The following is a 23,920-nucleotide window of genomic DNA, read 5'->3' on the forward strand; positions in this document are numbered from 1 at the left end:
GGTTATGACTCCTGTTGCTGGGAGTGTGGCTGGCAGAGGCGGGCACGCAGCCGCTCAGCATTGGCGTGCAGGGCCTGACCGACCCGAGAGCCGTTGGGGCGACCGAGCTGCTCGCTGACCCACTGGCCGGTGGCCGCCAGTGTGTCGAGATCCACCCCGGTTGTCATGCCAAGGCCGTGCAGCAGGTAGACCACCTCTTCTGACGCCACATTGCCGGAGGCACCCGGGGCATAGGGGCAGCCGCCAAGGCCTGCCACCGAGCAGTCGATGGTGCGAATACCGCGCTCCAGCGCGGGCAGCAGGTTTGCCAACCCCTGACCGTAGGTGTCGTGAAAATGGACCGCGAGTCGACCCGCCGGGATCTCGTGCAGCACCGCATCCAGCATGGGCGCCACCGTGCCCGGGGTGCCGACGCCGATGGTGTCCCCCAGCGAAATTTCGTGGCAACCGAGATCCAGCAACTGCTCGGCCATGGCGGCGACCCGTTTCGGGCGGGTCGGGCCATCGAACGGGCAGGCGATGACGGTGGATAGATAGCCGCGCACCTTGATGCCGAGACGGCGCGCCTCCTGCACCAGCGGGGAGAAGCGCACCAGCGACTCCTCCACGCTGATGCCGATATTGGCTTGGGTAAAGCCGTCGGAGCAGGCGGTAAATAGGCCAATCTCGTCGGCGTGGGCGGCAATGGCAGCCTGTAAGCCTTGCAGATTGGGTACCAGAGCGCCGTAACGGGTTGAGCCCTTGCGCGGCAGTGCCTCGAACAGCGCTGCGGAGTCTGCCATCTGCGGCACTTTTTTGGGCGATACAAAGGCGCCAACCTCGATGCGCTGCAGACCGCTGTCGGCCAGTCGCTGGATCAGCTCCAGCCGCTGGATCAGTGTCAGCGGGTTGGTTTCATTTTGCAGGCCATCGCGCGGCCCCATCTCCACCAGACTGACCCTGTCGTCACGGACGTCCTGTGATCGGTTCATGGGTGTTCCTCCTGTGAAGCAGTCTCTTCGGCAAAGCACACCAGCACGGTCCCCTGGCTTACCTGCTCGCCCTGCTTGCACTGCAGGGTTTCAATTACCCCATCCCGCTCTGCACGCAACTGGTGTTCCATCTTCATCGCCTCCAGCACCAGCAGGGGTTGTCCCTTGCTGACTGTTTGGCCGGGTTCGACCAACACGGCTACCACGATGCCGTGCATGGGGGCGATGGCGCCCTGCACCTTCTCGTTTGCCTGATCATGGTAGTGACTGTGCAGCTGATCATCGGCCGCGAAGCGGATGCGCTGGCCCCCCAGGATCATGATGAAGGTTGCCTCCGAGCCTGCGACCGTCTGAATGGGGATCTGCTGCCAGCAGCCCCCCTGTTGCAGCCGGATATGGTCGTCGCCTCTCTGGTGGCAATAGAGCTCCCCTTGCCACCTAAACTGACAGCCATGATCGTGAATGGTCAATACCCTGCGCTCATCGCCAATGCGCACCGTCGCTGTCCAGCAGCGATCTGGCCCAAGGCGAAATCCGCAGGCTTGCTGCCATGGGGAGGTGCCGGCAGGGCGGCTCGCCAACCAGAGTGTGGCCAGCGGCCAGGCAAGGTCAGGAATGGGCTGCGCTGTGGTGGGGATAGGCCACTGGGTGTGGTGGCGCATCGCCAAGACGTCAGGCTCTTCACACAGGCGCAGCAGCAGCGGGCCGTTGTGTACCAGCGGGCCGAGATCCAGCGCCGCCAGCGCATCGGCCAGTTGGACGAACGCCTCGGCGCGGCTCTGACCGTGGGCGATCAGCTTGGCGATCATGGGATCGTAATAGGGGCTGACCTCATCGCCTGCGGTGACGCCGGTGTCGATGCGCACGCCAACGGGCCAGTGCAGCCAGTGGATGGGGCCGCTTGCGGGCAGAAAACCGGCCGCCACATCCTCGGCGTAGAGGCGCGCCTCCACCGCATGGCCGCGCAGCACCACTTCATCTTGAGTGAGTGGCAGCGGCTTGCCCTCGGCCACGGCCAGTTGCCAGGCCACCAGATCCTGTCCGGTCACCGCTTCGGTGACGGGATGCTCTACCTGCAGCCGGGTGTTCATCTCCATAAAGAAGAACTCATCCTTGCAGAGCAGAAATTCGATGGTGCCAGCCCCCTGATAGTGGATGGCCTTGGCAGCGGCCACGGCTGCATCCCCCATGGCGCGGCGCAGAGCCGGAGGAATATCGGGGGCGGGCGCCTCTTCGATCACCTTCTGATGGCGTCGCTGCAATGAGCAGTCCCTGTCCCCTAGATAGATGGCGTTGCCGAGGCTATCGGCAAAGATCTGTACTTCCACATGGCGAGCTTGGGGCAGATAGCGCTCCAGCAGCACCAGATCGTCACCAAAGGCGGCCTTGGCTTCCCGTTTGACTGCCGCCAGCGACTCATCAAAGTCGGCCAGCTGATCGACCCGGCGCATCCCCTTGCCACCGCCGCCACTGGCCGCTTTGATAAGTAGCGGGAAGCCAATCTGGCTCGCCTGATCGCGCAAGAAGTCCGGTCGCTGATCTGTGCCGTGATAGCCGGGCAGCACAGGTACGCCGGCGGCCTGCATCAGCGCCTTGGCCCCCGATTTGTCGCCCATGGCGAGAATGGCGGCGCCGCTTGGGCCGACAAAGCGCAGGCCGCGCTGTTCGCAGGCGGTGGCAAAATCGCTGTTTTCCGACAGAAAACCGTAACCGGGATGGATGGCATCGGCGTGCGCCTCTTTGGCAATCTTCAGCACCTTGCCGGTGTCGAGATAGCTCTCTCTGGCCGGTGCGGGCCCCAGATGCCAGGCCTCATCGGCCAGACGGGTGTGCATGGCAAGGGCGTCGGCATCGGAGTAGAGGGCGATGGTGTGAATGCCGAGGCGTTTCGCCGTCTTGATGATGCGCACGGCGATTTCGCCGCGATTGGCAATTAGCAGGCGTTTAATCTGAATGTGATGGGTCATGTCTCATCCTTGAAACGGGGACGCCAGGCGGGAGGACGTTTGTCGAAGAAGGCTTGCATCCCCTCCTGGGCTTCGAGCCCCACCCGAACCCGGGCGATGGTCTCGACGGTTTTTTCTTCGTGCAGGCGGGAAGGATGGGCTTCTATCGCCGCCAGCAGCCGTTTGGTCTCTTTCATTGCCTCCGGCCCGTTGCGGCACAGACGAAGGGCCTGCGCCCGCCCCTCCGCCAGCAGTTGATCCGGTTTGCAGAGTTGGTGTGCCACATTGAGCCGACAGGCGGTAATGGCATCGAACGGCTCGGCAGTGAGCATGTAGCGGCGCGCCTGACGCATCCCCATAGTGCGCACCACGTAGGGGCTGATCACCGCAGGCGCCAGACCCAGGCTCACCTCTGAGAGGCAGAAGCGGGCATCATCGCTGGCCAGCACCAGATCGCAGGCGCAGATAAGGCCGAGCGCCCCGCCATAGGCGGCCCCCTGCACCAGAGCTACCGTGGGGAAGGGGAGCTCGTCGAGGGTCTGCATCAGCCGGGCCAGTACCCGGGCGTCTTCGCGATTGTGTTCGAAATCGGCGTGGGCCAGATTACGCATCCAATTGAGGTCGGCGCCTGCGCAAAAGTGTTTTCCCTCGGCACGTAGCAGCAGGGCGTGAGGACGTTCGGCGAGATCATGACCATGGAGATGGGCCAGGTCATCGAGGCAGTCGAGCAGCCCCAGCATCAGGTCGGCATCAAAGGCGTTGTGACGGGCCGGGCGCGACAGCACCAGCTCGGCCAGCGGGCCATGCCGCTCCAGCCGAAACGGGCCCTGTGTTGAAGAGCCAAGTGCTGAGGAAGTAAGTGGATCTGACATAGGTTTGCTCCTTACATCCGGAAGATGCCGTACCGCTCGGGTTCAATGCGGGCACCCTGACAGGCGGCGAGCGCCAGCGCCAGCACGGTGCGGCTCTGGGCCGGGTCAATGACGCCATCATCCCAGAGGCGGGCGCTGGCGTAGTAGGGGTGACCCTGGCGCTCATACTGCTCGATCACCGGGGCACGGATGGCGGCCGCCTCCTGCTCGCTCAAATCTTTGCCCTCGGCAGTCAGCTTGTCCCGACGCACCTGCACCAGCACTCCGGCCGCCTGCTCGCCCCCCATGACGGAGATGCGGCTGTTGGGCCAGCTAAAGAGAAAATCGGGTTCATAGGCGCGGCCACACATGCCGTAGTTGCCGGCACCAAAGCTGCCGCCGACGAGCAGGGTGATCTTGGGCACCCGGCTGCAGGCCACCGCGGTGACCAGCTTGGCGCCGTGCTTGGCGATCCCCTCCTTTTCTGCGCTGCTCCCCACCATAAAGCCGGTGATGTTCTGCAAAAAGAGCAGCGGGATGGCGCGGCGATTACAGAGCTGGATAAAGTGGGCCCCCTTCTGGGCGCTGTCGCTGTGCAGCACGCCGTTGTTGGCTAGGATCCCCACTTCCATGCCGCAAATACGGGCAAAGCCGGTCACCAGAGTGGTGCCGAACAGCGCCTTGAATTCGTCAAAGTCAGAGCTATCCACCAGTCGTGTAATTAGTTCGCGGGCGTCGTAAGGGCGTTTGAGACTGGTGCCCACCAGACCATAGAGCTCCTCGATCGGGTAGCAGGGGGGCTCGTAGCCGGGGCTGCTCTCTATCGGCTCGTTACCCAGATGAGTAACCAGCGTGCGGGCGATGGCCAGCGCATGAGCATCGTCACGGGCCATATGATCAGCAACGCCGGAGTGGGCGCAGTGTACTTCGGCGCCACCCAGGGCTTCGGCGCTGATCTCCTCACCGGTGGCGGCCTTGACCAGCGGCGGACCCGCCAGAAAGATGGTGGCTTGCTCCCTGACCATGATGGATTCATCAGCCATGGCGGGCACATAGGCGCCGCCAGCGGTGCAGAGCCCCATCACCACTGCCAGCTGGGGAATGTTCTGGGCCGACATGCGGGCCTGGTTGTAGAAGATGCGGCCAAAGTGATCCCGGTCGGGGAACACCTCGTCCTGCATCGGCAAGAAGGCGCCGCCGGAATCTACCAGATAGAGGCAGGGGAGGCGCAGCCGCTCGGCGATGGCCTGGGCGCGCAGGTGCTTTTTCACCGTGAGCGGGTAGTAGGTGCCGCCTTTCACAGTGGCATCGTTCACCACCAGCATGCAGAGCCTGCCCGAGACCCGGCCGATGCCGGTGATGATACCGGCGGCGGGCACCGGCTCGTCATAGACCTGCCAGCCAGCCAGCGCCGAGAGCTCGAGAAACGGGGAGCCCGGGTCCAGCAGCTGATTGATGCGCTCGCGGGGCAGCAGCTTGCCTCGAGCCTGATGGCGGGCGTTGTTGGCCGCACCGCCGCCTTGGGCGATCTCGGCAATGCGGGCATTAAGATCATCGACCAGCCCCTGCATGGCGGCTCGATTGGCCGCATATTCCGGGCTCGCCGTGTCGAGACGGGAGTGGATACGACTCATGCATTTTCTCCCATCAGCTCGCGGCCGATGAGCCAGCGGCGGATCTCCGAGGTGCCGGCGCCGATCTCGTAGAGTTTGGCGTCCCGCAGTAGGCGGCCAGTGGGGTATTCGTTGATGTAACCGTTGCCGCCGAGCAGCTGGATAGCGTCGAGGGCCATCTGGGTGGCGTTTTCGGCGGCAAACAGTATGGCTGCGGCGCAATCTTTGCGGCTGGTGCGACCCTGATCGCAGGCGCTCGCCACCGAGTAGACCAGCGCCCGGCTGCTGGCGAGGCGGGTATACATGTCGGCGAGCTTGCCCTGCACCAGCTGGAACTCGCCGATGGCTTGACCAAACTGCTTGCGCTCGCGCACATAGGGCAGCACTACATCCATGCAGGCCTGCATGATGCCAAGGGGGCCCGCAGCCAGCACTACCCGCTCGTAATCGAGCCCGCTCATCAGCACCTTGACCCCGCCGTGCAGGGTGCCCAGCAGGTTTTCCTGCGGCACTCGGCAGTTGTCGAACACCAGCTCGCAGGTGCTGGATCCGCGCATCCCCAGCTTGTCGAGCTTCTGGGCGGTAGAAAAACCGGGAGTGCCGGCTTCAACGATAAAGGCAGAAATTCCTTTGGGGCCCGCACTGGTATCTGTCTTGGCATAGATGACTAAGGTGTCGGCATCGGGTCCGTTGGTGATCCACATCTTGTTGCCGTTTAGCACGAAGTGATCGCCCTCGCGCTCCGCGGTGAGGCGCATGCTGACCACATCGGAGCCTGCGCCCGGCTCGCTCATGGCCAGTGCCCCCACATGCTCGCCACTCACCAGCGGTGGCAGGTAGCGCGCTTTCTGTTCCGCCGTGCCGTGGCGGTGGATCTGGTTGATGCAGAGATTGGAGTGGGCGCCATAGGAGAGGCCGACCGAGGCGCTGGCGCGGCTTACCTGTTCCATCACCAGCACGTGGGCCAGATAGCCGAGATTCACCCCGTCATACTCCTCCGCCACCGTGATGCCGTGCAGCCCCAGTTCACCCATCCGGGGCCAGAGATCACGGGGAAAGGCGTTGCTCTGATCGATCTCGCTGGCGCGCGGGGCGATCACTTTCTGGCAGAAGGCCGCAACCTGTTCGGTCAGGGCATTCAGGGTCTCATCCATCTGCATCCATGCTCTCCTTACGGATATGACAGTCGGTTTGGAAGGTTGGTTCGACCGGCTGACTCGGCGTTACGGCTGGCAGTGGTCGGTCCATTTTGTACTTCACTTCTGCCACAAGTTTACGTTAGCGTAAACGTAAATCAATTGTTAATCTGTTGTGTGTCGATAAAGCGGTGGTAGTGAAAGAGTCATCAGCTACCACGACAACAGCGCCATAGTGGCAGATCCGACTGACGCAGCGTGTGGGCGCCGCGTCATAAAGCGCTAACTCAGGAAAATAAGCGCGGGGCAACAAGGGAGCGAACGACAAGATGGATTTTACCCTGACCGATGATCAACAGGCGTATGTGGAGGCGGCCGCCGCCTTTGCCGATGAGGCGCTCAAACCTCATGCCGCGCGCTGGGACAAGGAGCATGAGTTTCCGATCCCGACCATCAAGCAGGCGGCAGAGCTAGGTTTTTGTGGCCTCTATACCCCGGAGCCGTTTGGCGGATTGGGGCTGCCGCGCCTCGATGCGAGCCTCATCTTCGAACGCCTCGCCATGGGCTGTACCTCGACCACGGCGTATCTGACCATTCACAACATGGTGAGCTGGATGCTGGGTAGCTGGTTGCCCACCGTGGTTGCCAAAGAGTGGGTTCCGAAACTGGCTAGCGGCGAATTGCTGGGCTCCTATTGCCTCACCGAGCCGGGGGCGGGTTCCGATGCTGCGGCACTCAAGACCCGGGCGGTGCGCGAGGGTGATAGCTACCTCATCGAGGGAACCAAGGTCTTTATCTCGGGAGCGGGCAGCACTGACGTGCTGGTGGTGATGGCCCGTACCGGTGGTGAAGGTGCGAAGGGGATCTCTGCCTTTATGGTGCCGGCAGATAGCGCGGGCATCGTCTATGGCAAGCCCGAAGAGAAGATGGGCTGGAACAGCCAGCCGACCCGGGAAGTGGCGTTCAACGGAGTGCGAATTCCCGCCCGCTACCGGCTGGGTGAGGAGGGGGAAGGGTTCAAGTTCGCCATGCAGGCCCTCGATGGTGGTCGCATCAATATTGCCACCTGTTCGGTGGGCACCGCCCAGCAGGCGCTGGACGATGCGCTGGCCTATGTGCAGCAGCGCCAGCAATTTGGTCACCCGATCAGTGAATTCCAGAGCGTGCAGTTTCGCCTGGCCGATATGGCGACCGAGCTGGCTGCCGCCCGCTTGCTGGTACGTCAGGCCGCCGACAAGCTGGATCGCGGGGCACCCGACAAGAGTGCCTGGTGTGCCATGGCCAAACGGTTTGCCACCGATGTGGGTTATCGAATCTGTGATGAGGCTCTGCAACTCTTTGGCGGCTATGGTTATATCCGCGAGTATCCGCTCGAGCGCTATCTGCGCGATACCCGGGTACACCGCATTCTGGAGGGCACCAACGAGGTGATGCGACTCATCATCGCGCGCCGCCTGCTGGCCGATCCCGGCTTGTCGCTGGGCTAACCGGTGGTCGCATCAAGGGTGTGTTGCCTGCCACCCGATTTGCACCATGCCATGCCGGTTTCGGCTTCGTGAGCCAGCCACAGGTTGGTGTCATTCAAGCCTGTCATCATGGCGGCAGCTTCATCGACAAGGACAATGTTATGACAAGGTTCAGACTCGAATATCATGGCCACGTGGCCTATATCACCCTCGACCATCCCCCTGCCAACACCTGGACTCTCGCCAGCCTGCAGGCCTTTTTGCAGATGATGGTGGAGCTCGACAGTCGTCCCGATGTGGTGGCGCTGGTGATCCGCGGGGCTGGCGACAAATTTTTCTGCGCCGGTGCCGACCTCAATATGTTTGTCGAAGGGAATGTCGAGCTGGCCCGCGAAGTAGCCGAGGCCTTTGGCAAGGCCTTCGAGGCGCTGGCCCGCTTTCACGGCGTCAGTATCGCCGCCATCAATGGTTATGCCATGGGCGGTGGCCTGGAAGTGGCGCTGGCTTGTGATATCCGCATCGCCGAGCAGCAGGCGTTGCTGGGACTGCCGGAAGCTTCGGTGGGCTTGCTTCCCTGTGCTGGTGGCACCCAGCGTTTGACCGAGCTGGTGGGGCCGGGCTGGGCCAAGCGGATGATCCTCTGCGGTGAGAAGGTGAGTGCCTCGCTGGCCTACGAGATGGGGCTGGTGGAGGAGGTGGTGAAAACCGGTCAGGCGTGGGAGGCCGCGCACCAGATGGCCCATCTGGTGGAGCGCCAGAGCCCGAGCGCCCTGCGCGCCTGCAAAACCCTGATCAATCAGGGCCGCAGTGGCCCGCGGGATGCAGCCTTGCCCCTTGAGCGGTCGCTGTTTCTCGATCTCTTTAGCGATGCCAACCAGCGTGAAGGGGTGGCCGCCTTCCTGGAGAAACGCTTACCGCGCTGGCAATATGGCCCAACAGAGTAAATCCATACGGAGCCGTTTATGAGTGAGCCGGTCAAGGTTAGCTGTTATCCCACCGAAGATGGTCATCAGCTCGGGGTGTTGACCCTCGACAGCCCTGCGTCTCTCAACGCATTGAGCCTGCCGATGATCCAGATCCTGCAACAGACGCTGACCCGTTGGGAGCAGGATCCCGCCATCGTCTGTGTGCTGCTGCAGGGGGCGGGTGAGAAGGCATTTTGTGCCGGTGGCGATATCCGCTCCTTCTATTACCGCAAGCAGGAGGCAAGCGGATCGGAACTGTTCGAATATGCCCGCGACTTTTTCGAGCAGGAGTACCGGCTCGACCACCACATCCACTCTTACCGCAAGCCCCTTATCTGCGTGGCTGACGGTATCTGCATGGGGGGCGGTATTGGCCTGTTTGCCGGTGCCGATTTTCGGGTTGTCACCGAAAAGAGCCTGTTCGCCATGCCGGAGGTAACCATAGGCCTCTACCCCGACGTGGGAGCGAGCTGGTTTTTAAGCCGGATGCCGGGGCGGCTGGGGCTCTGGCTCGGTCTGACTGGCGCCCGCTTCAACGGGAGTGATGCCATCGGTCTTGGGCTGGCGGATCACGCCATCGCCAGTGGCGAGCGCAGTGCGCTGTTGTCACGCCTCGCCGTGCTCGAGTGGACTGGCAGTGGTGATCCCCGTGAGCAGATCGATCTGCTGCTCAGGGAATTGCACAGCGAGGTGGCGGCTCGCTTGCCTGCGCCTGTGCTGCTACCCCATCAACAGAGAATCGATACCCTGCTGGCGGGGCGCACGTTGCAAGGGGTATTGGCGCGGTTGTTCGAGGCTCAGTTCGATGAACAGGAGGCGGTACTCAGGCAGGCGCAGCAGATCTGCCGCACCGGCAGCCCCATCAGCCGTGCCATTTTGTGGCGCCAATATTGGCAGGCTCGCCGCAACTCACTGGCAGAGGTATTTGCCGAGGAGCTGACCCTCTCGGTCAACTGTGTGCTGAAGGGGGATTTTGTGGAAGGGGTACGGGCACTGCTGATCGACAAGGATAAAGATCCCCGCTGGCAACAGTTGCTACCGGAGGGGGAGTGGCTGGATGAGTTCTATCGCTGGCCGCAGGGGAGCAATCCGTTGGCCTGCAAGGAATAACATCATGGCAACCGGCGGACGCCGCCATCAGCAACGCAAGGAGCAAGCGGGATGACAAGGATAGGGTTTATCGGGCTCGGCAACATGGGGGGGCCCATGGCGGCCAATCTGGCCAGGGCCGGGCACACGGTGCAGGTGTTTGATCTGGTTGCCCAAAACATTGAGCGCGCCATCGCCGCTGGCTGTATCGCAGCGGGGGATGCCCGAGAGGCGGTGACCGGCTGCGAGGTGGTGATCAGCATGCTACCCGCGGGGGAACATGTGCGCGATCTTTGGTTGTCTGAGGGGCAGGATCTGCTGGCTGCCCTGCCGGTTGGTGCACTGGTGATCGACTGCTCCACTATCGATGTCGACTCTGCCCGTCAAGTCGGGGAGGCGGCCCGCGCCCGTGGTTTGCGCTTTATCGATGCCCCCGTATCGGGCGGTGTCGCCGGTGCGGTCGCCGGGACGCTCACCTTTATCGTTGGCGGTGACGTGGCGGATTTCGAGGCGGCGAAACCCCTGCTCGCCAGAATGGGGCAGAACCTGTTTCACGCCGGGACGCTGGGCGCCGGGCAGATCGCCAAGATGTGCAACAACATGCTGCTTGCGATCCATATGGCGGGTACCGCCGAGGCGCTGGCCCTCGGGGTGAAGGAGGGGCTGGATCCCGCCGTGCTCTCCACCATCATGGGCAAGAGCTCCGGCAACAACTGGAGTCTGGAGCGCTACAACCCCTGGCCCGGGGTGATGGAGAATGTCCCTGCCGCCCGCAACTATCAGGGGGGATTTATGACTCGGCTGATGGTGAAAGATTTGGGGCTGGCCATGGCGCTGGCCGAGCATGGCCACAGCGCTGTGCCCATGGGGGCGCTGGCCCGCAACCTGTTCAACCTGCATGCCGCTCAGGGGCAGGGGAGCCGCGATTTCTCCAGCATCGTCGAACTCTATCTGGATAAACAGGATCCCGCCTGACGGGCCACCTCTCTTCAAGGCATCTCTCTTCGACCAGCTACAAGGAGCATTGATGGATATCAAAGATAAGGTCATCGTTATTACCGGCGCTGGACGTGGCTTGGGACGGGCCATTGCGCTGGCTCTGGGCGCACAGGGGTCGACGCTGGCGCTGCTCGACATCAATCGCGCCGATCTGGAGGCGACCGCCGCCATGGTTCACTGCCAGAATGGTCAGTGCGATCAAGATAGCCAGTGCGAGCTGTTTGTCTGCAATGTGGCGAGCGAAGCCGAGGTTGAGTCGGTTTTTGCTGGCATCAAGGAGCGTTTTGGCGTGCTGCACGGTCTTATCAACTGCGCCGGCATTTTGCGCGATGGCATGCTGATCAAGGTGAAAGAGGGTGAGCTGGTGGAGAAGATGACGCTGGCCCAGTGGCAGAGCGTGATTGACGTCAACCTCACAGGTACCTTCCTCTGCGGTCGCGAGGGGGCGGCGCTGATGGCGCAAGGGGGGCAGGGGGGCGTCATCATCAACATCTCCTCTATCGCCCGCGCCGGCAATATTGGCCAGAGCAACTATGCCGCCAGCAAGGCGGGGGTTGCCTCGCTGGTGGTGACCTGGGCGCGGGAGTTGGCGCGCCATGGCATTCGGGTGATGGGGATTGCCCCCGGGGTGTTTGCCACCGACATGACGGCGGCGATGAAGCCGGAGGCGATGGCGCGGATGCAGCAGGCCATTCCGGTCGGCACCCTTGGCGAGGCGCAACAGCTGGCCGAGACGGTGAGCTTTATTTTTGCCAACGACTATCTGTCGGGGCGGATGATAGAACTGGATGGCGGTTTGCGTTTATAGGGATTTACATAATGGGCCCCGGTGTTTCCACCGGGGCTTTTTTATGCAGATTATTTATACAGAGAGCGCCTGAATGGCGATGCATAGGAACCATGCGAGTCAGGTTGTGTTGGCAGAAAAATGAGAAATATCAATGGGTCTTGGTTAATTTGAGCCAGCTCACAGGCCATATGGGTCAGTGCTGTAAAATTGCGCGCGGTCAAGGCGGTGCATGATTGACGGGACGAGGGATTGCGGTCGGAATAGTCATGCAATATAGTTGCCGCCTTTTTCACGGGGTCAGGATTCCCAGCCCCTCCCATATTGCGCGCAGTATGAATACGGACGCTCTGCCGCCGCCTAAATAAACAGGATTGAAATGGACAAGAAACTAGGGCTGGGCGCCCTCATTTCGCTGGTGATCGGCTCCATGGTCGGCGCCGGGGTCTTCAGTCTGCCACAAAACATTGCTGCACATGCCAGTGCCGGGGCGGTCGCCCTGGGTTGGGCCATCACCGGTCTGGGCATGATCTGTCTCGCGCTGGTCTATCAGAACCTCTCCATGCGCCGCCCTGATCTCGATGGCGGTATCTTCAGCTATGCCAAGGCCGGTTTCGGCGATTTCATCGGTTTCAACGCCGCCTGGGGTTACTGGCTCTGCCAACTGCTGGCCAACGTCTCTTACGCCATCGTGGTGTTTAGCGCCCTGAGCTACTTCTTCGATACGCCGGACAACGTCATCTTCGGTGACGGCAATACGCCGGTCGCCATCACGCTGGCCTCCATCCTGATCTGGTCGGTGCATGCGCTGGTGCTGCGCGGGGTGCAGGTCGCTGCGCTGGTGAATATCGTCACCACCATCGCCAAGATGGTGCCGCTCATCGTCTTCTGTGTCGCGATCCTGCTGGCCTTCAACATGGATACCTTCACTCTGGATATCTGGGGCCAGAACAACATGGAGCTGGGCTCCGTGATGGATCAGGTCAAGTCCACCATGAAGGTGACCCTCTGGGTCTTTATCGGGATTGAAGGGGCCGTGGTGGTTTCTGCCCGTGCCCGTCATCGCAAGGATGTGGGCCGTGCTACCGTGCTGGCGCTGCTCGGCGCCCTGACGCTTTACGTGATGGTGACCCTGTTCTCGCTGGGTGTCATGAGCCAGCCGCAACTGGCGGCGCTTAAAAATCCTTCGACCGCCATGATCCTTGAAGCCGTAGTCGGCCCCTGGGGCGCCTGGCTTATCAACATCGGTCTGGTGGTGTCGGTGATGGGGGCGCTACTCAGCTGGACCGTGCTGGCCGCTGAAGTGCCCTACATCGCAGGCAAGACCGGCGTCTTCCCGGGCTGGTTTGCCAAGGAGAACAAGAACGGCTCGCCGCAGGTATCCCTCTGGTGCTCTACCTGTCTGGTGCAGATCTTCCTGATCATCATCTACTTCCAGAGCAGCACCTATCTGGCGCTGGTCAACATTGCCACCTCGGCGGCGCTGGTGCCCTACGTTTTCTCCGGTGCCTATGGCCTGAAGCTGGCATTGAAAGGGGAGACCTATCAGGGTCAACCCCATCAGCGCAAGCGTGACCTGCTGCTGGCTCTGGTGGCGACCGTTTACGGCTGCTGGCTGGTCTACGCTGCCGGTGTGGAGTACCTGTTGCTGGTGGCGCTGCTCTATAGTCCGGGCATCTTCATCTACTGGAAGGCGCGTCAGCATCACGGTCTGCGTGGCCTTAACCGGCTGGAGCAGGGGATGACGGCGGCTCTGCTCGGCTGTGCCGTGCTGGCCTTCTACAAGGTGATGGACGGTACCATTCCGCTGAACTGAGCGGCACAATGAAGAGATGGCCCTCGCGCCATCTCTTTTTTTTCATGCTGATATCCACTGTTGCCCGGCCGTGTTGGCCGTTTATCGTTCAAAACAGGAATTTTTATGCTGTTTATGGGTTACCTCCTGCTGGGCGCCTTTGCCGGCATGCTGGCAGGGCTGTTCGGGATTGGCGGTGGATTGATCATTGTCCCCGTGCTGGTCATGACCTTTCGCGCTCAGGGTATCGACCCTGAAATAATTACCCATCTGGCCCTCGGCACCTCGTTGCCCACAATGATCTTTACCGGATTCAGCTCGCTTAGAGCACATCAGGAAGCGGGTGCCGTCGACTGGGTGATGATCCGCAGATTGGGGGCGGGCATGCTGGTTGGTGCCTGGCTCGGTGGTATGACGGCCAATCTGCTCAGTACCAGCACCCTCAATATCATTATCGGCTGCTTCGCCTGGACTATGGCGCTGCAGATGGGGCTTAACCTCAAGCCCAAGGCGGAAAGACACCTGCCAGGAGCGTTCGGCACCGGCATTGCTGGCACAGTGATAGGCTGGATGTCCGCGCTGTTTGGCATTGGCGGTGGCTCGCTCACCGTCCCTTACCTGAGCTGGAACTCGGTGCCGATGCGCAATGCGGTAGCGGCCTCTGCAGCCTGCAGCATGCCCATAGCGCTGGCGGGGAGCCTCAGCTACCTCTATGCGGGTTGGGATCATGCCGATCTGCCCGAGTGGAGTGTGGGCTACATCTATCTGCCCGCCCTGCTGGGCATTGTGCTGACCAGTACCCAGTTCGCCCGCATTGGCGCCAAGCTGGCACACCGCCTGTCACCCACACGCCTCAAGCAGGCCTTTGCCCTGCTGATGCTGCTGGTGGGGGCGAAATTTATGCTGTTTAGCTGATTCATTCGGCAGATTGTTGAAAAATAAGGCAAACGATCTGTTGGAGGGTAGAAAGCCGTTGCATTGAACGCCCAGTTTGCCTATTCTCCTCGCCGGTGGTCCTATTGGTCCTCTCGCATTGATAACCCGTCGACCTGGTCAGGACCGGAAGGTAGCAGCCAAGGCGGGGGACTCGAGTGCCGGGATGTGGCTGGTAGGGCCACCACTTGTTTCTGCAATTCAATAAGTTAGCTTCCTAAAGCCCTTGGTCATCCACTTTGTGTGGACGACGAGGAGCTCATCGATGAATCTCTGGCTCAGTCCCCACGGCATCTGGTATTACCGGAAAGTCACCACGCTCCCCTGTGGTCGCCGCAAAGAGATCAAAAAATCCCTGCATACCCGAGATAAGCCGACGGCCCGTGCAGCTGTTGCGAAGCTGCTTGCCTGCGTGCGTTCCAGACCCAAGCCCATTCAGTTGCCTGCAGACGTCAATGTTGCCCCACATGAGCAATCAGTAGCCAGGAATCAGGGGGGGGATTATTGCTTGGTGACACGCAGGGTGGCGTTGTATTTGAGCCGCCCATGGGAAATATGTCTGTTTATCTCGCTCAGTAGCGTCTCTTTATTGATGGGCTTGGTGATATATCCATTCATGCCATGGGAGAGATAGTATTGCTTGGATTCCGGCATCGCATCCGCCGTCAGGGCGATGATGGGGATATCTGCCCAAGGCATCTGGGAGGTGCGGATCCGGGTGGTGGCCACCAGGCCATCCATCACTGGCATCTGGACATCCATCAACACCAGATCAAATTCGGTGTGACCCAGTTTCTCCAGCGCCTCTTCTCCCTGAACGGCCAATGTGACCTGATGGCCCACGGAGTCGAGCATGGCGCCGATCACCTTGCGGTTGGTGGCATTGTCATCAACCAGCAAGATGCGATAGCTCTCCTGATCCAGCGGCTTGGACGGCAGGCAAACAATCGAGGGGGTCGTGGCTCTAGCGGGCCAGATGTAGGTAAAAGTACTGCCATGTCCCTCACTGCTCTCTACCGAGATATCGCCGCCCATCAGGCGTGCGAGGTTACGGGATATTTCAAGTCCCAGGCCCGATCCGCCATATTGGCGGGTGATCGAGACATCCGCCTGGGCGAAACGTTGAAACAGGTTCTTTAGCTGACTTTTGCTCATGCCGATCCCGGTGTCCTGGATCGAGATGCGTATCGAGTGGCGATCCTGCTCCAACAGGGTGCTATCAACATGGATCTTTACTTCCCCCTGATGGGTGAACTTGATGGCATTGCTCACCAGGTTGAAGAGAATTTGGCGCACCCTCAGCGGGTCGATCATCAACCACTCCGGCGTATCGGGGGCAACAGCCAGGGTCAGTTTGATCCCTTTTGCATCGCAGTTGCTCTGCATCAGGGCCCGGATATCCTCCAGCAACTGGGGCAAGTGATGGGGGGCCAGTTGCAGCTCGATCTTGCCCTCTTCCAGCTTGGATACATCCAGAATGTCGTTAAGCAGACCGAGCAGATGGTTTGCCGATTCGCGCGCCGTCTCCAGATAGTCTCGCTCCCTCGGATCCATATCCCGGTCGGCCAGCAGTGAGAGCATGCCGAGAATGCCATTCATGGGGGTGCGAATTTCATGGCTCATGTTGGCCAAAAAGCTGCTTTTGGCTCTTGTGCCTGCCTCTGCCGCCTGATTTGCCCGCAGCAGTTTGTCATTGAGCTGCTGCATCAGTTTGTGTTGCAGAAACGAGATATTCATTTGCCGCCAGATCAGCAGGGCGAGCACAAAGAGCAGCGCAAATTGCAGGGTCGCGATGAGTGTCGTCGTGATGATCTGCTCCCTCACGCTGTCGCGACGCGCCACATCAAACAGGGTCGCCTGCTGGTTCACCTCCAGAGTCAGCTGATGGAGCAGGGGGAGCAGGGAGGCAAGCTGTTGGCGCAGCTCCTGATGGGCAAGATTGTCGAGCGGCTTGGTGGCTTCCGGGCCGAGCCAGATATCCGCCAGAGAGATGTAGGATCGAATGGCTTTGCTTGCCTGCTGGTAGATCTCTGTTTGCTGAAGCAGGCTGCGATCCTTGCTCTCCAGCACCAGATCCATGCGGCTGACCAGAATATCGTATCTGAGCTGGAAGGTCGGTTGCGACTCATGGAGCAGCGAGCTTTGAAAACGCAGCGCTTCGTTATAGAGCTGGAAATAGTTCCACATCACGTTGTCTTCGCCCTGGCTGGTACTGCGCTGCAGATCCTGAAATTGCCGGTACTGAATGGTACCAATACCGGCAAAGGCTAGGAGCAGCACACAAAGCACCACAAACAAGAAACGTTGACTGGCCGCCATGGAACGCATGATGGGATCTACTCCACTTTTATCGCACTGATCTGCCAGATAGCCCGACCGTAATAGAGCTTGTTTTGCAGTTCGGGATATTTATCGAACGGATAGACAAGGAACAGCGGCCCTTTGTCACGCACCGACAGTGGCTTGCCATTGATCGTGCGGGCGAGGATGACCCGATACTGCTCGGCATCGCTTGTCGGCACCTGTACCGAGTAGTCATTGAGCGCGGTAATGGTGAGCTGTTTGCCGGTTGCCCCGACCTTGGCCAATACATCTTGCAGCAGCGGGCCGCGAAAGGTCTTGGCTTCGTCATACCAGGGGGTATGGGTTTTGATTTCGTGTACCGGTAGTTGATCCAGCATGGCGCTGTCCCACAGGGCCAGAGCCTGATGAGTGGGGCTGCTGATGGCGCCTTCAACCTTCAATACGGCACTGTCAGGGGTGGGGGCTGCGTATGCGGTGCCGCAAAGGGCTACCAGCAGTGGTGCGATGTAAAGGCCTGCTTTCATGATCTCTCCTTCCTGGAAAATGGCGGCATGGGTGCCGGGCCAACGGTGGCTTGTGAGCTGTGTCTAAGGGCAAGCAATAATCGGGCCCGGTGTAATGGGCTTGAATTATCAGTCATTTAGCCTGTTATCGGGCGATCTCGGCCCAGGTGAATTGCAGTTTGCAACGTGCGGGGGAGGTTAATTGCAATTTGGCAATCAAAACGAGGAGTGGGTGTCGGTGAATAAGGCGCAAAGAGTATCATTTGGAGAACAAGAGCCGTGGCACTGCCCGGCATAACATTTGCAACGTGCTGAATGCCGTGACAGCAAATAGTCTGAGAATCGACAAGGAGCTAGCGATGGAAAGCATGACTTACACCCTTAATGATATCCAGGTAGTGGTACTGGAAAACGAGTTTGACGCGATGGCCGTCAGTGAGCTCCGCCCGTTGTTTGAAACCCTCTCGACCCACCCGGGAGATATCCTGGCCGATATCAGCGATGTTCATTTTATCGACTCATCGGGGATCGGAGCCTTGGTATTTCTCTATAAAAGATTGATTATGAACGGGCATCAGATGGCCCTTGTCTGTGGACCCGGTCAACCTCATGACCTGCTGGAAATGCTGCATATCGACCGGGTGATCCCCTGCCATGAGAGCATCAAGGCCTATATGCGTTCCCGTGGCATGATGGCCGCTGCATCATGAAACGCTTTGGTATCCTGCTCTCGTCCATTCTGCTGTCGGGTTGTGCGCAGTGGCCGCCACAGGGGTATGGCGGCATGGCAGAGGCAAGACCCACCCGTATTCCGGTCAATGAGGATGAACGGCGGGTCTGGTCTCGTTATGATGAGCGTCAGAAGGAACTCGACTTGCAGCTGACGGAATTAAAGCAAGCGAGTCTGCAGGGGTGTATGCCTGCCGAGTTGAAACGACTACAATCTCAACGTATTGATATCGAACGGGATATGCACGGACGGCTCTGGTCGGATGTAGCCTGGCGTCAGACCGTGTTGGCACAATCACTACAACAAGTACGTTTGCGGCTGCAACAGACAACAGCGGATGGCTGTCGTGCTGATTGGTCAGGGCTCCCCTTACGCCAATGGGGGCAGACGTAACAGACGAAAAGGATGTCTATGAAACGGGGCGCTCTCGAAGGATTGATCTGTGTTCTCTTGCTGTTGTTCACCTGCCCGTTACTGGCCTCCACCTTGTTGGCTCCCGGTGATCGGTTGGCCATAGTGCAGCCCGGTGAGCCTGCTTTTGATCAGCCTTTCCAGATCAACAAGCAGGGGGAGATTGTACTGCCTGAAGTCGGCAACGTCGTGGTGGGGGGGAAGACCCTGCAACAGGCGGATGAGCTGATCCGCACCGCCCTCAAACCTGTTTACAACAACCTCTCTCAATTGACCGTCACCTTGCTGGAGAAGCGGCTGCTGATCAGCGTGATGGGCTATGTCAAAAAACCCGGCAGTTATGATCTGGCGCCCGATGGCAACGTGCAGATGGCCCTCGATGCCGCTGGCGGTCTGGTGCCTGGTGCCCAGCTCAACAATATGCAGGTGCGGCGTGGCAGCACGGTCTCTAGCTTCGACTACAAGCGTTATCTCGATACCGGCGATGCCAGCCTGTTGCCGCCATTGCAATCCCTTGATGTGGTGTTCGTGCCAGCATCCCCTTTGATCGGCAACGTGCAAATAGATTTTGATGCGGCAACCCTGGCGGCAGGCGGGGATGGCGATACCGGCAAGGCGATCAAGGTATTTGGCGAGGTCAACAGCCCCGGCGCCTTCAGTTTCAAGAGTGGCAACTCCATCGTGGATCTGCTGATGCGAGCCGGTGGGGTGACCCGCTTTGCCGGGGTGGAGCGGATCCGGGTGATCAATGGTGATGCTCCCGAGCTGTTCGATCTCAAAGCCTATCTCGACTCCGGCAACAACAAGTTGCTGCCCAATCTGGCGCCGGGCGCCACCATCTTCGTGCCCAAGGATGAAGAGCAGATAAAACGGGGGGCACGTACCATCTACATCATGGGCGAGGTGTTCAAACCCGGCGCCTATGAGGGGCGGGAAGGGGACTCCTTCCTCGATATTCTGGCCAATGCCGGTGGCCCGACCCGCTATGCCGAGAGTCGCCAGATCCGTTTGCTGCGCACCGATGGCACGATCGACCCCATCGACTTGCAGGCCTATACCGAGGGGATGCAAAAGGCGCTGCCCCAAGTCAAACCCGGTGATGCCATCTTTGTGCCGGAAAAGACCGATATCAACGAGAAGTCCTGGTTGAAGGTGGCCCCCGGGCGGGCGGTGATGGTGATGGGGGCGGTGCGGATCCCGGGCCGCTATGAATGGTCTGACGAAATGTCGTTGCTGGATCTGATCGCCCACGCCGGTGGCCCCAACGAGCGGGCCGATATCACCAAGGTGCAGATCCTGACCGCCGAAGGGGGGCAGGCCACGCCGACCCTGTTTGATCTAGACAAGTTTCTCCATCAGGGGGGGGCGCTCGCCAGCCTGCCAAAGATCCGGGCCGGATTCACCATCATGATCCCCGAGCTGCCCACCGATCCCAGTGACAACAAGTCCCAGTGGGTGCGCCAGTCACCGGACAGTTCCATCTATATCTTCGGTCAGGTCGGGGCCCCCGGTCGCTATGCCTTCAATGAGCAGATGGGCTTTATCGACATCCTGTCGGCCGCCGATGGTCCGACTGCGGCGGCGGATCTGCGCAATGTGCGCATCGCCCATCGCAGTGGCAGCACTGCGCGGGTCAGCAAGCTCGACCTTGCTCTCTACTTTGAAACCGGCGATGAAACCTTGCTGCCCAAGGTGCTGCCCGGCGACTCCATCTACCTGCCGGAGAAGAATCGCCCCTGGCTCGACGAGCCCAAGGAGAACACCATTCGGGTGTTGGGGGCGATTGCCCGTCCCGGTCGCTACCGCTTTGACTCCTCCATGACCCTGCTGGATCTGCTGGCCGAGGCGGGGGGCCCGACCAGCAGCGCCTATATCAAGAAGATTGTGGTGATCAACATGGCCACCAGTGGTCAGGGGGATCAGGCCCGCAGCTTCGATCTCGACGGCTTTGCCAAAGAGCCCGACTTTAGCCAGTTGCCGGTGCTGCGCGCAGGGGACACCGTCTTTATCCCTGACAGCAAAAGCAGCAACTGGGCCATCTTCATGGATGGCATGCGCGACATCCTGACCACGATCTCGGTGGTGGCCCTGGTCGGGACGCTTTGATATGAGCATCCCCATTCAATATCTGGAGCTCGAATCCCTCTACGCGGCGACGGTCGCCCGGGGGATCCGCTCGCTGGCGGTCACCTCGTCGGAAGGGGGAGAGGGGGTGAGCTCCATCTGCGATGCGCTGGCAAGGCGCTCGGAGGCGGATGGGCTGCGCACCCTGCTGGTGGATCTCAATCTCTATCACCCCGGCCGCGCCACGGCGGTTGCCTGGGGTCCCAATGATGTGCCCGAGCCGGTGGCCACTGGCCGCTCCTTGTCCTTGCTCCCGGCGCCGGGCAAGGATCTGATGGCTTTTCGCAACAAGGATACCTTGCGTCAGCTGCTGGTTCGCTGGCTCGAGCATTACGATGTGGTGATCTTCGATACCTCACCGCTCACGGCCCTCAATCGAGGCAATATTCCGGCCGATCAGGTGTGTGGGGCCTGTGAAGGGGCGCTGCTGGTGGTACTGGCGGGGGTGACCCCGACGACCGTGGTGCAAAGCGCAGTGGATAAACTGACCCGTGCCGAGGCCAATCTGATTGGCGCTGTCTATAACGACAAGCTCAACCCGGGGCTGGCCAGCGAGATCCTGCGCGAGCTCAACCGGCTGCCCAGTAACCGGGTGACCGAATGGCTCAAGCGCTGGTGTCGGCGCAGTGCCTTGCTCAATTTCCGGATCTGATCGCCCGCTGATGGAGGCCCGATATGGATGACTGGTTGCGATCTGCTCCGGCAACCTTGCAGGCGGTGCGCGAACTGCGCAACCGGCTGGCGCAGGGACTCTCCCTGTTTCAGGTCTCCCCAAAGGATCAAGCCAACTGGCTGCTCTGTTTCAGTGAGCTGGCCACCAATAGCGTCAAACACACAGCGCCTCCCGCGACCCGGCTCTGGCTCACTCTGAAAGAGGATGAAACGGGTTTGAGTCTGATACTGGAAGATGATGGAGGCCCGCAACCCGGTCTTGCCAGTGCGCCGTTACCCGATGAGCTGCAGGAGGGGGGATACGGGCTGGTGCTGGTGCACCAGCTGTTTGCCGAGGTGCACTTCTCTCGCGACGGTGATCGCAATCGCGTGACCCTTCGCCAGCAGGGCCCGGTCAACCAGCTGCCGGTGATCGCGGTGATCGACGATGACAAGGTGATGCGTGCCCTGCTCACCGCCTACCTTCATGAGCACTACCGGGTTGAAAGTTATGCCGACTCCCATGCTGCCTTGTTGGCGCTCGGAAAGCAGCCCCCCGCGCTGGTGCTCTCCGATATCGAGATGGAGGGGATCGATGGCTTTGGGCTGCGCCAGCAGTTGATGAGGGATCCCAAGATGAAGGGGGTGCCCTTTATCTTCCTGACCGGTCATCAGGATCAGTGGACCCAGAGTCGGGCAGGGGCGCTGGGGATCGATGACTTTCTGGTCAAACCCATCACCAAGCAGGACCTGTTGCTGGCGGTTTCGCGGGTGCTGCAACGCTCGCAGCAGCTCAAGTCGCAATGGGGCGAGCAGCTGGACCAGCGCATGACCTCGGCGCTGCGCCCGTTATTGCCTGCCACCTCCATAGGGGGATACCAGCTGGCGTTGCAAACCCGGGCCGCCACCGTGGGGGGCGGGGACTTTCTGCTGGTCAAGGATCGGGTGTTGTGGCTCGGGGATGTGATGGGCCACGACGCGGAAGCCAAGTTCTTTGCCCATGCCTATGCCGGTTATCTGCGCGGCTTGCTGACTGCCCACGATCTGGAGCGTGCCCCCGCCCGTTTGCTGACCATCTTGTCCAATGCGGTTCACAGTGATCCGCTCCTTGGGGCTACCCTGCTCACCACCCTCTGCATTGAACTCGGCAACGAGGGGCGGGTGCAGTGGGCCAGCGCGGGCCACCCTGCGCCCTGGCTGGTCGGGCCTGGTACCATCCGTCAGGTCGGCGTGACCGGCCCCTTGCCCGGTTTGCGCCCGGATCCCCACTTCGTGACCAATGAGCGTCAGCTCAAGCCCGGCGAGATCCTGCTGTTCTGGACCGACGGCCTGCTCGATAGCCGTGATGCAGAAGAGCGCCAGCGCTGGGAGTCGCAGCTAAAAGAGATCTGCCTGACCTCGGGGCCCGGTCTTGAGCAACTGGCTCATCGCATTGCCCGCTGGTTTGATGAGCGCATCAATGATGCCGCCCTCGATGACATGACCCTCTTGCTGGTCGCCTGTCCCGGCGCCTGATCCTGCCCCTCTTTGCCTGACTGGCCCGCTCTATGCAGCGCCTCATTTCAGGTGGCATGGAGCCACGGGAGGAGGGCCTTATGTTACCCATGCAGCAGATCTGGCTGGCCATCGATGCGCGTCAGGTCGGTGGAATAGAAGTTCACATTATCCACTTGGCCAACGATCTGCTGGCCAGAGGATTTCGCCCCACCATAGTGCTGGTGAGCAACCACGGCATGACCCCCTTTACGACCCTGCTCAAACAACAGGGCTTGCCCTACGAGGTGTGCCACAACAGCCGCGACTTTATGCGCCGTCTGGCCCGCCAGCCTGCCTCTGTGCTGATCCATACCCACGGTTACAAGGCCGGGGTGCTGGGGCGGCTGACGGCCTGGTTCACCGGTAAATCGGTGGTTTCGACCTTTCACAGCGGGGATGACGGGGAGGGTTTGCTGAAGTTTTACAGCTGGCTGGATCGCACCACAGCGCGTTTTGCGAAGTGTATTGCAGTGAGCGAGCCCATCGCTCGCAAATTGCCTGTGCCAAGCACGGTGATCAGCAACTTTGTCCCCATGCCGGCGACGCCGGCTGCGGTAACTGGCAACCGGATTGCCTTTGTCGGCCGCCTCTCGCCGGAAAAGGGGCCGGAGGCATTCTGCCAGCTGGCTGCCTTCTGCCCGGACGGGGCGTTTCATCTCTACGGGGATGGCCCCATGAAAAGCGCCTTGTTGCAGCAGTATGGTGATCGCGTCCAACTTCATGGTTTCCAGAACATGGCCAATGAGTGGCACAACATCGACCTGCTCTGCATCACCTCCCGCTTTGAAGGGTTGCCGCTGGTGGCCCTGGAGGCGATGGCTCACGGCATACCGGTTTGTACCTTTGCAGTGGGGGGCTTGGTCAATCTGATCGACCATAAATCCAATGGCTGGCTGGTGGAGCCCGGCCATGTGCGGGATATGGCGGAGCTGGTCAACTACTGGCTGCGCAGCGATGGGGTGGTGCGCAGCAAAATGAGTCAGGCGGCCCGCAACACCATAGCCCGCGGGTACAGCGTCAACAACAGAGTGACCGATATTCTGGCTGTCTACGGCGCCTGAATCACGGAGAAACCTGTCAAAACGAGTGGCCGCTGGCTACTCGTTTTTT

Annotated in this window: 20 protein-coding genes and 1 other RNA gene; 14 read left to right on the forward strand and 7 right to left on the reverse strand. The window is 60.6% G+C overall.

Going from position 1 to position 23,920, the window contains the following annotated elements:
- Window positions 1–2 precede the first annotated feature (2 nt).
- From G5533_RS02000 to G5533_RS02020, 5 genes are read right to left on the reverse strand one after another with little or no spacing between them, the layout of a single operon-like run.
- The gene (locus G5533_RS02000) at window positions 3–971 is read right to left on the reverse strand and encodes a hydroxymethylglutaryl-CoA lyase (RefSeq protein ID WP_421309720.1); all 969 of its coding nucleotides are present in this window, start codon (window positions 969–971) and stop codon (window positions 3–5) included.
- Complete coding sequence (locus G5533_RS02005; RefSeq protein ID WP_421309721.1) at window positions 968–2,938, reverse strand: acetyl/propionyl/methylcrotonyl-CoA carboxylase subunit alpha; 1,971 nt, start codon at window positions 2,936–2,938, stop codon at window positions 968–970. The genes G5533_RS02000 and G5533_RS02005 overlap by 4 nt, the downstream gene beginning before the upstream one ends.
- Window positions 2,935–3,789 (reverse strand): enoyl-CoA hydratase-related protein, encoded by an 855-nt coding sequence (locus G5533_RS02010; protein ID WP_421309722.1) that lies wholly within the window; start codon window positions 3,787–3,789, stop codon window positions 2,935–2,937. The genes G5533_RS02005 and G5533_RS02010 overlap by 4 nt, the downstream gene beginning before the upstream one ends.
- 11 nt (window positions 3,790–3,800) lie before the next feature.
- Entirely contained in the window at window positions 3,801–5,402 is a 1,602-nt protein-coding gene (locus tag G5533_RS02015) for a carboxyl transferase domain-containing protein (RefSeq protein ID WP_421309723.1), read from the reverse strand.
- Window positions 5,399–6,541 (reverse strand): isovaleryl-CoA dehydrogenase, encoded by a 1,143-nt coding sequence (locus G5533_RS02020; protein ID WP_421265763.1) that lies wholly within the window; start codon window positions 6,539–6,541, stop codon window positions 5,399–5,401. Before G5533_RS02020 ends, G5533_RS02015 begins: the two co-directional genes overlap by 4 nt.
- Window positions 6,542–6,846: 305 nt before the next feature.
- Here G5533_RS02020 and G5533_RS02025 point away from each other — a divergent pair, with 305 nt between their 5' ends.
- The 8 genes from G5533_RS02025 to ffs all read left to right on the forward strand — a co-directional run bounded on the left by G5533_RS02025 (window position 6,847) and on the right by ffs (window position 14,732).
- Window positions 6,847–8,004 carry an acyl-CoA dehydrogenase family protein gene (locus tag G5533_RS02025; RefSeq protein ID WP_421309724.1) on the forward strand — a complete coding sequence of 386 codons (1,158 nt, stop codon included), beginning with the start codon at window positions 6,847–6,849 and terminating at the stop codon, window positions 8,002–8,004.
- A gap of 140 nt (window positions 8,005–8,144) precedes the next feature.
- Window positions 8,145–8,927 carry an enoyl-CoA hydratase gene (locus tag G5533_RS02030; RefSeq protein WP_421230763.1) on the forward strand — a complete coding sequence of 261 codons (783 nt, stop codon included), beginning with the start codon at window positions 8,145–8,147 and terminating at the stop codon, window positions 8,925–8,927.
- Between the two features lie 18 nt (window positions 8,928–8,945).
- Window positions 8,946–10,058, forward strand: coding sequence for an enoyl-CoA hydratase/isomerase family protein (locus G5533_RS02035; RefSeq protein ID WP_441254370.1), 1,113 nt, complete (start codon window positions 8,946–8,948; stop codon window positions 10,056–10,058).
- A 51-nt stretch (window positions 10,059–10,109) separates the two neighbouring features.
- Window positions 10,110–11,012: a 3-hydroxyisobutyrate dehydrogenase gene (mmsB, locus tag G5533_RS02040; protein WP_421309726.1), complete on the forward strand. Its 903-nt coding sequence runs from the start codon at window positions 10,110–10,112 to the stop codon at window positions 11,010–11,012.
- A 52-nt stretch (window positions 11,013–11,064) separates the two neighbouring features.
- The gene (locus tag G5533_RS02045; RefSeq protein WP_224969948.1) at window positions 11,065–11,844 is read left to right on the forward strand and encodes an SDR family oxidoreductase; all 780 of its coding nucleotides are present in this window, start codon (window positions 11,065–11,067) and stop codon (window positions 11,842–11,844) included.
- Window positions 11,845–12,202: 358 nt separating this feature from the next.
- Window positions 12,203–13,639 (forward strand): arginine-ornithine antiporter, encoded by a 1,437-nt coding sequence (arcD, locus tag G5533_RS02050; RefSeq protein ID WP_058057349.1) that lies wholly within the window; start codon window positions 12,203–12,205, stop codon window positions 13,637–13,639.
- Window positions 13,640–13,744: 105 nt separating this feature from the next.
- Window positions 13,745–14,533, forward strand: a complete 789-nt coding sequence (locus G5533_RS02055) for a sulfite exporter TauE/SafE family protein (protein WP_219264012.1) — start codon at window positions 13,745–13,747, stop codon at window positions 14,531–14,533.
- 102 nt (window positions 14,534–14,635) lie between these two features.
- Window positions 14,636–14,732: signal recognition particle sRNA small type (gene ffs, locus G5533_RS02060), an RNA gene on the forward strand.
- Between the two features lie 320 nt (window positions 14,733–15,052).
- Here the strand turns inward: ffs and G5533_RS02065 are convergent.
- Both G5533_RS02065 and G5533_RS02070 read right to left on the reverse strand, forming a co-directional pair.
- On the reverse strand, window positions 15,053–16,879 hold the full coding sequence (locus G5533_RS02065) for an ATP-binding protein (protein WP_420939181.1): 1,827 nt from the start codon (window positions 16,877–16,879) through the stop codon (window positions 15,053–15,055).
- A gap of 8 nt (window positions 16,880–16,887) precedes the next feature.
- Window positions 16,888–17,379, reverse strand: a complete 492-nt coding sequence (locus tag G5533_RS02070; protein WP_421254768.1) for a molybdopterin-dependent oxidoreductase — start codon at window positions 17,377–17,379, stop codon at window positions 16,888–16,890.
- Window positions 17,380–17,717: 338 nt separating this feature from the next.
- Between G5533_RS02070 and G5533_RS02075 the strand changes: the two genes are divergently transcribed.
- From G5533_RS02075 to G5533_RS02100, 6 genes are all read left to right on the forward strand, one after another.
- On the forward strand, window positions 17,718–18,068 hold the full coding sequence (locus tag G5533_RS02075; protein ID WP_005333409.1) for an STAS domain-containing protein: 351 nt from the start codon (window positions 17,718–17,720) through the stop codon (window positions 18,066–18,068).
- Window positions 18,065–18,481 (forward strand): hypothetical protein, encoded by a 417-nt coding sequence (locus G5533_RS02080; RefSeq protein WP_019445317.1) that lies wholly within the window; start codon window positions 18,065–18,067, stop codon window positions 18,479–18,481. Before G5533_RS02075 ends, G5533_RS02080 begins: the two co-directional genes overlap by 4 nt.
- Before the next feature lie 18 nt (window positions 18,482–18,499).
- Window positions 18,500–20,605 carry an SLBB domain-containing protein gene (locus G5533_RS02085; protein ID WP_441254371.1) on the forward strand — a complete coding sequence of 702 codons (2,106 nt, stop codon included), beginning with the start codon at window positions 18,500–18,502 and terminating at the stop codon, window positions 20,603–20,605.
- A 1-nt stretch (window position 20,606) separates the two neighbouring features.
- Window positions 20,607–21,275, forward strand: a complete 669-nt coding sequence (locus tag G5533_RS02090; protein ID WP_005360129.1) for a tyrosine-protein kinase family protein — start codon at window positions 20,607–20,609, stop codon at window positions 21,273–21,275.
- Between the two features lie 23 nt (window positions 21,276–21,298).
- A complete protein-coding gene (locus tag G5533_RS02095; RefSeq protein ID WP_441254372.1) occupies window positions 21,299–22,789 on the forward strand; it encodes a SpoIIE family protein phosphatase in 1,491 nt (496 codons plus the stop codon).
- A gap of 80 nt (window positions 22,790–22,869) precedes the next feature.
- Complete coding sequence (locus G5533_RS02100) at window positions 22,870–23,871, forward strand: glycosyltransferase family 4 protein (RefSeq protein ID WP_429115435.1); 1,002 nt, start codon at window positions 22,870–22,872, stop codon at window positions 23,869–23,871.
- Window positions 23,872–23,920 lie beyond the last annotated feature (49 nt).

Source organism: Aeromonas sp. A600620, assembly GCF_029479985.1.
GTDB classification, from domain to species: Bacteria; Pseudomonadota; Gammaproteobacteria; order Enterobacterales; family Aeromonadaceae; genus Aeromonas; species Aeromonas veronii_A.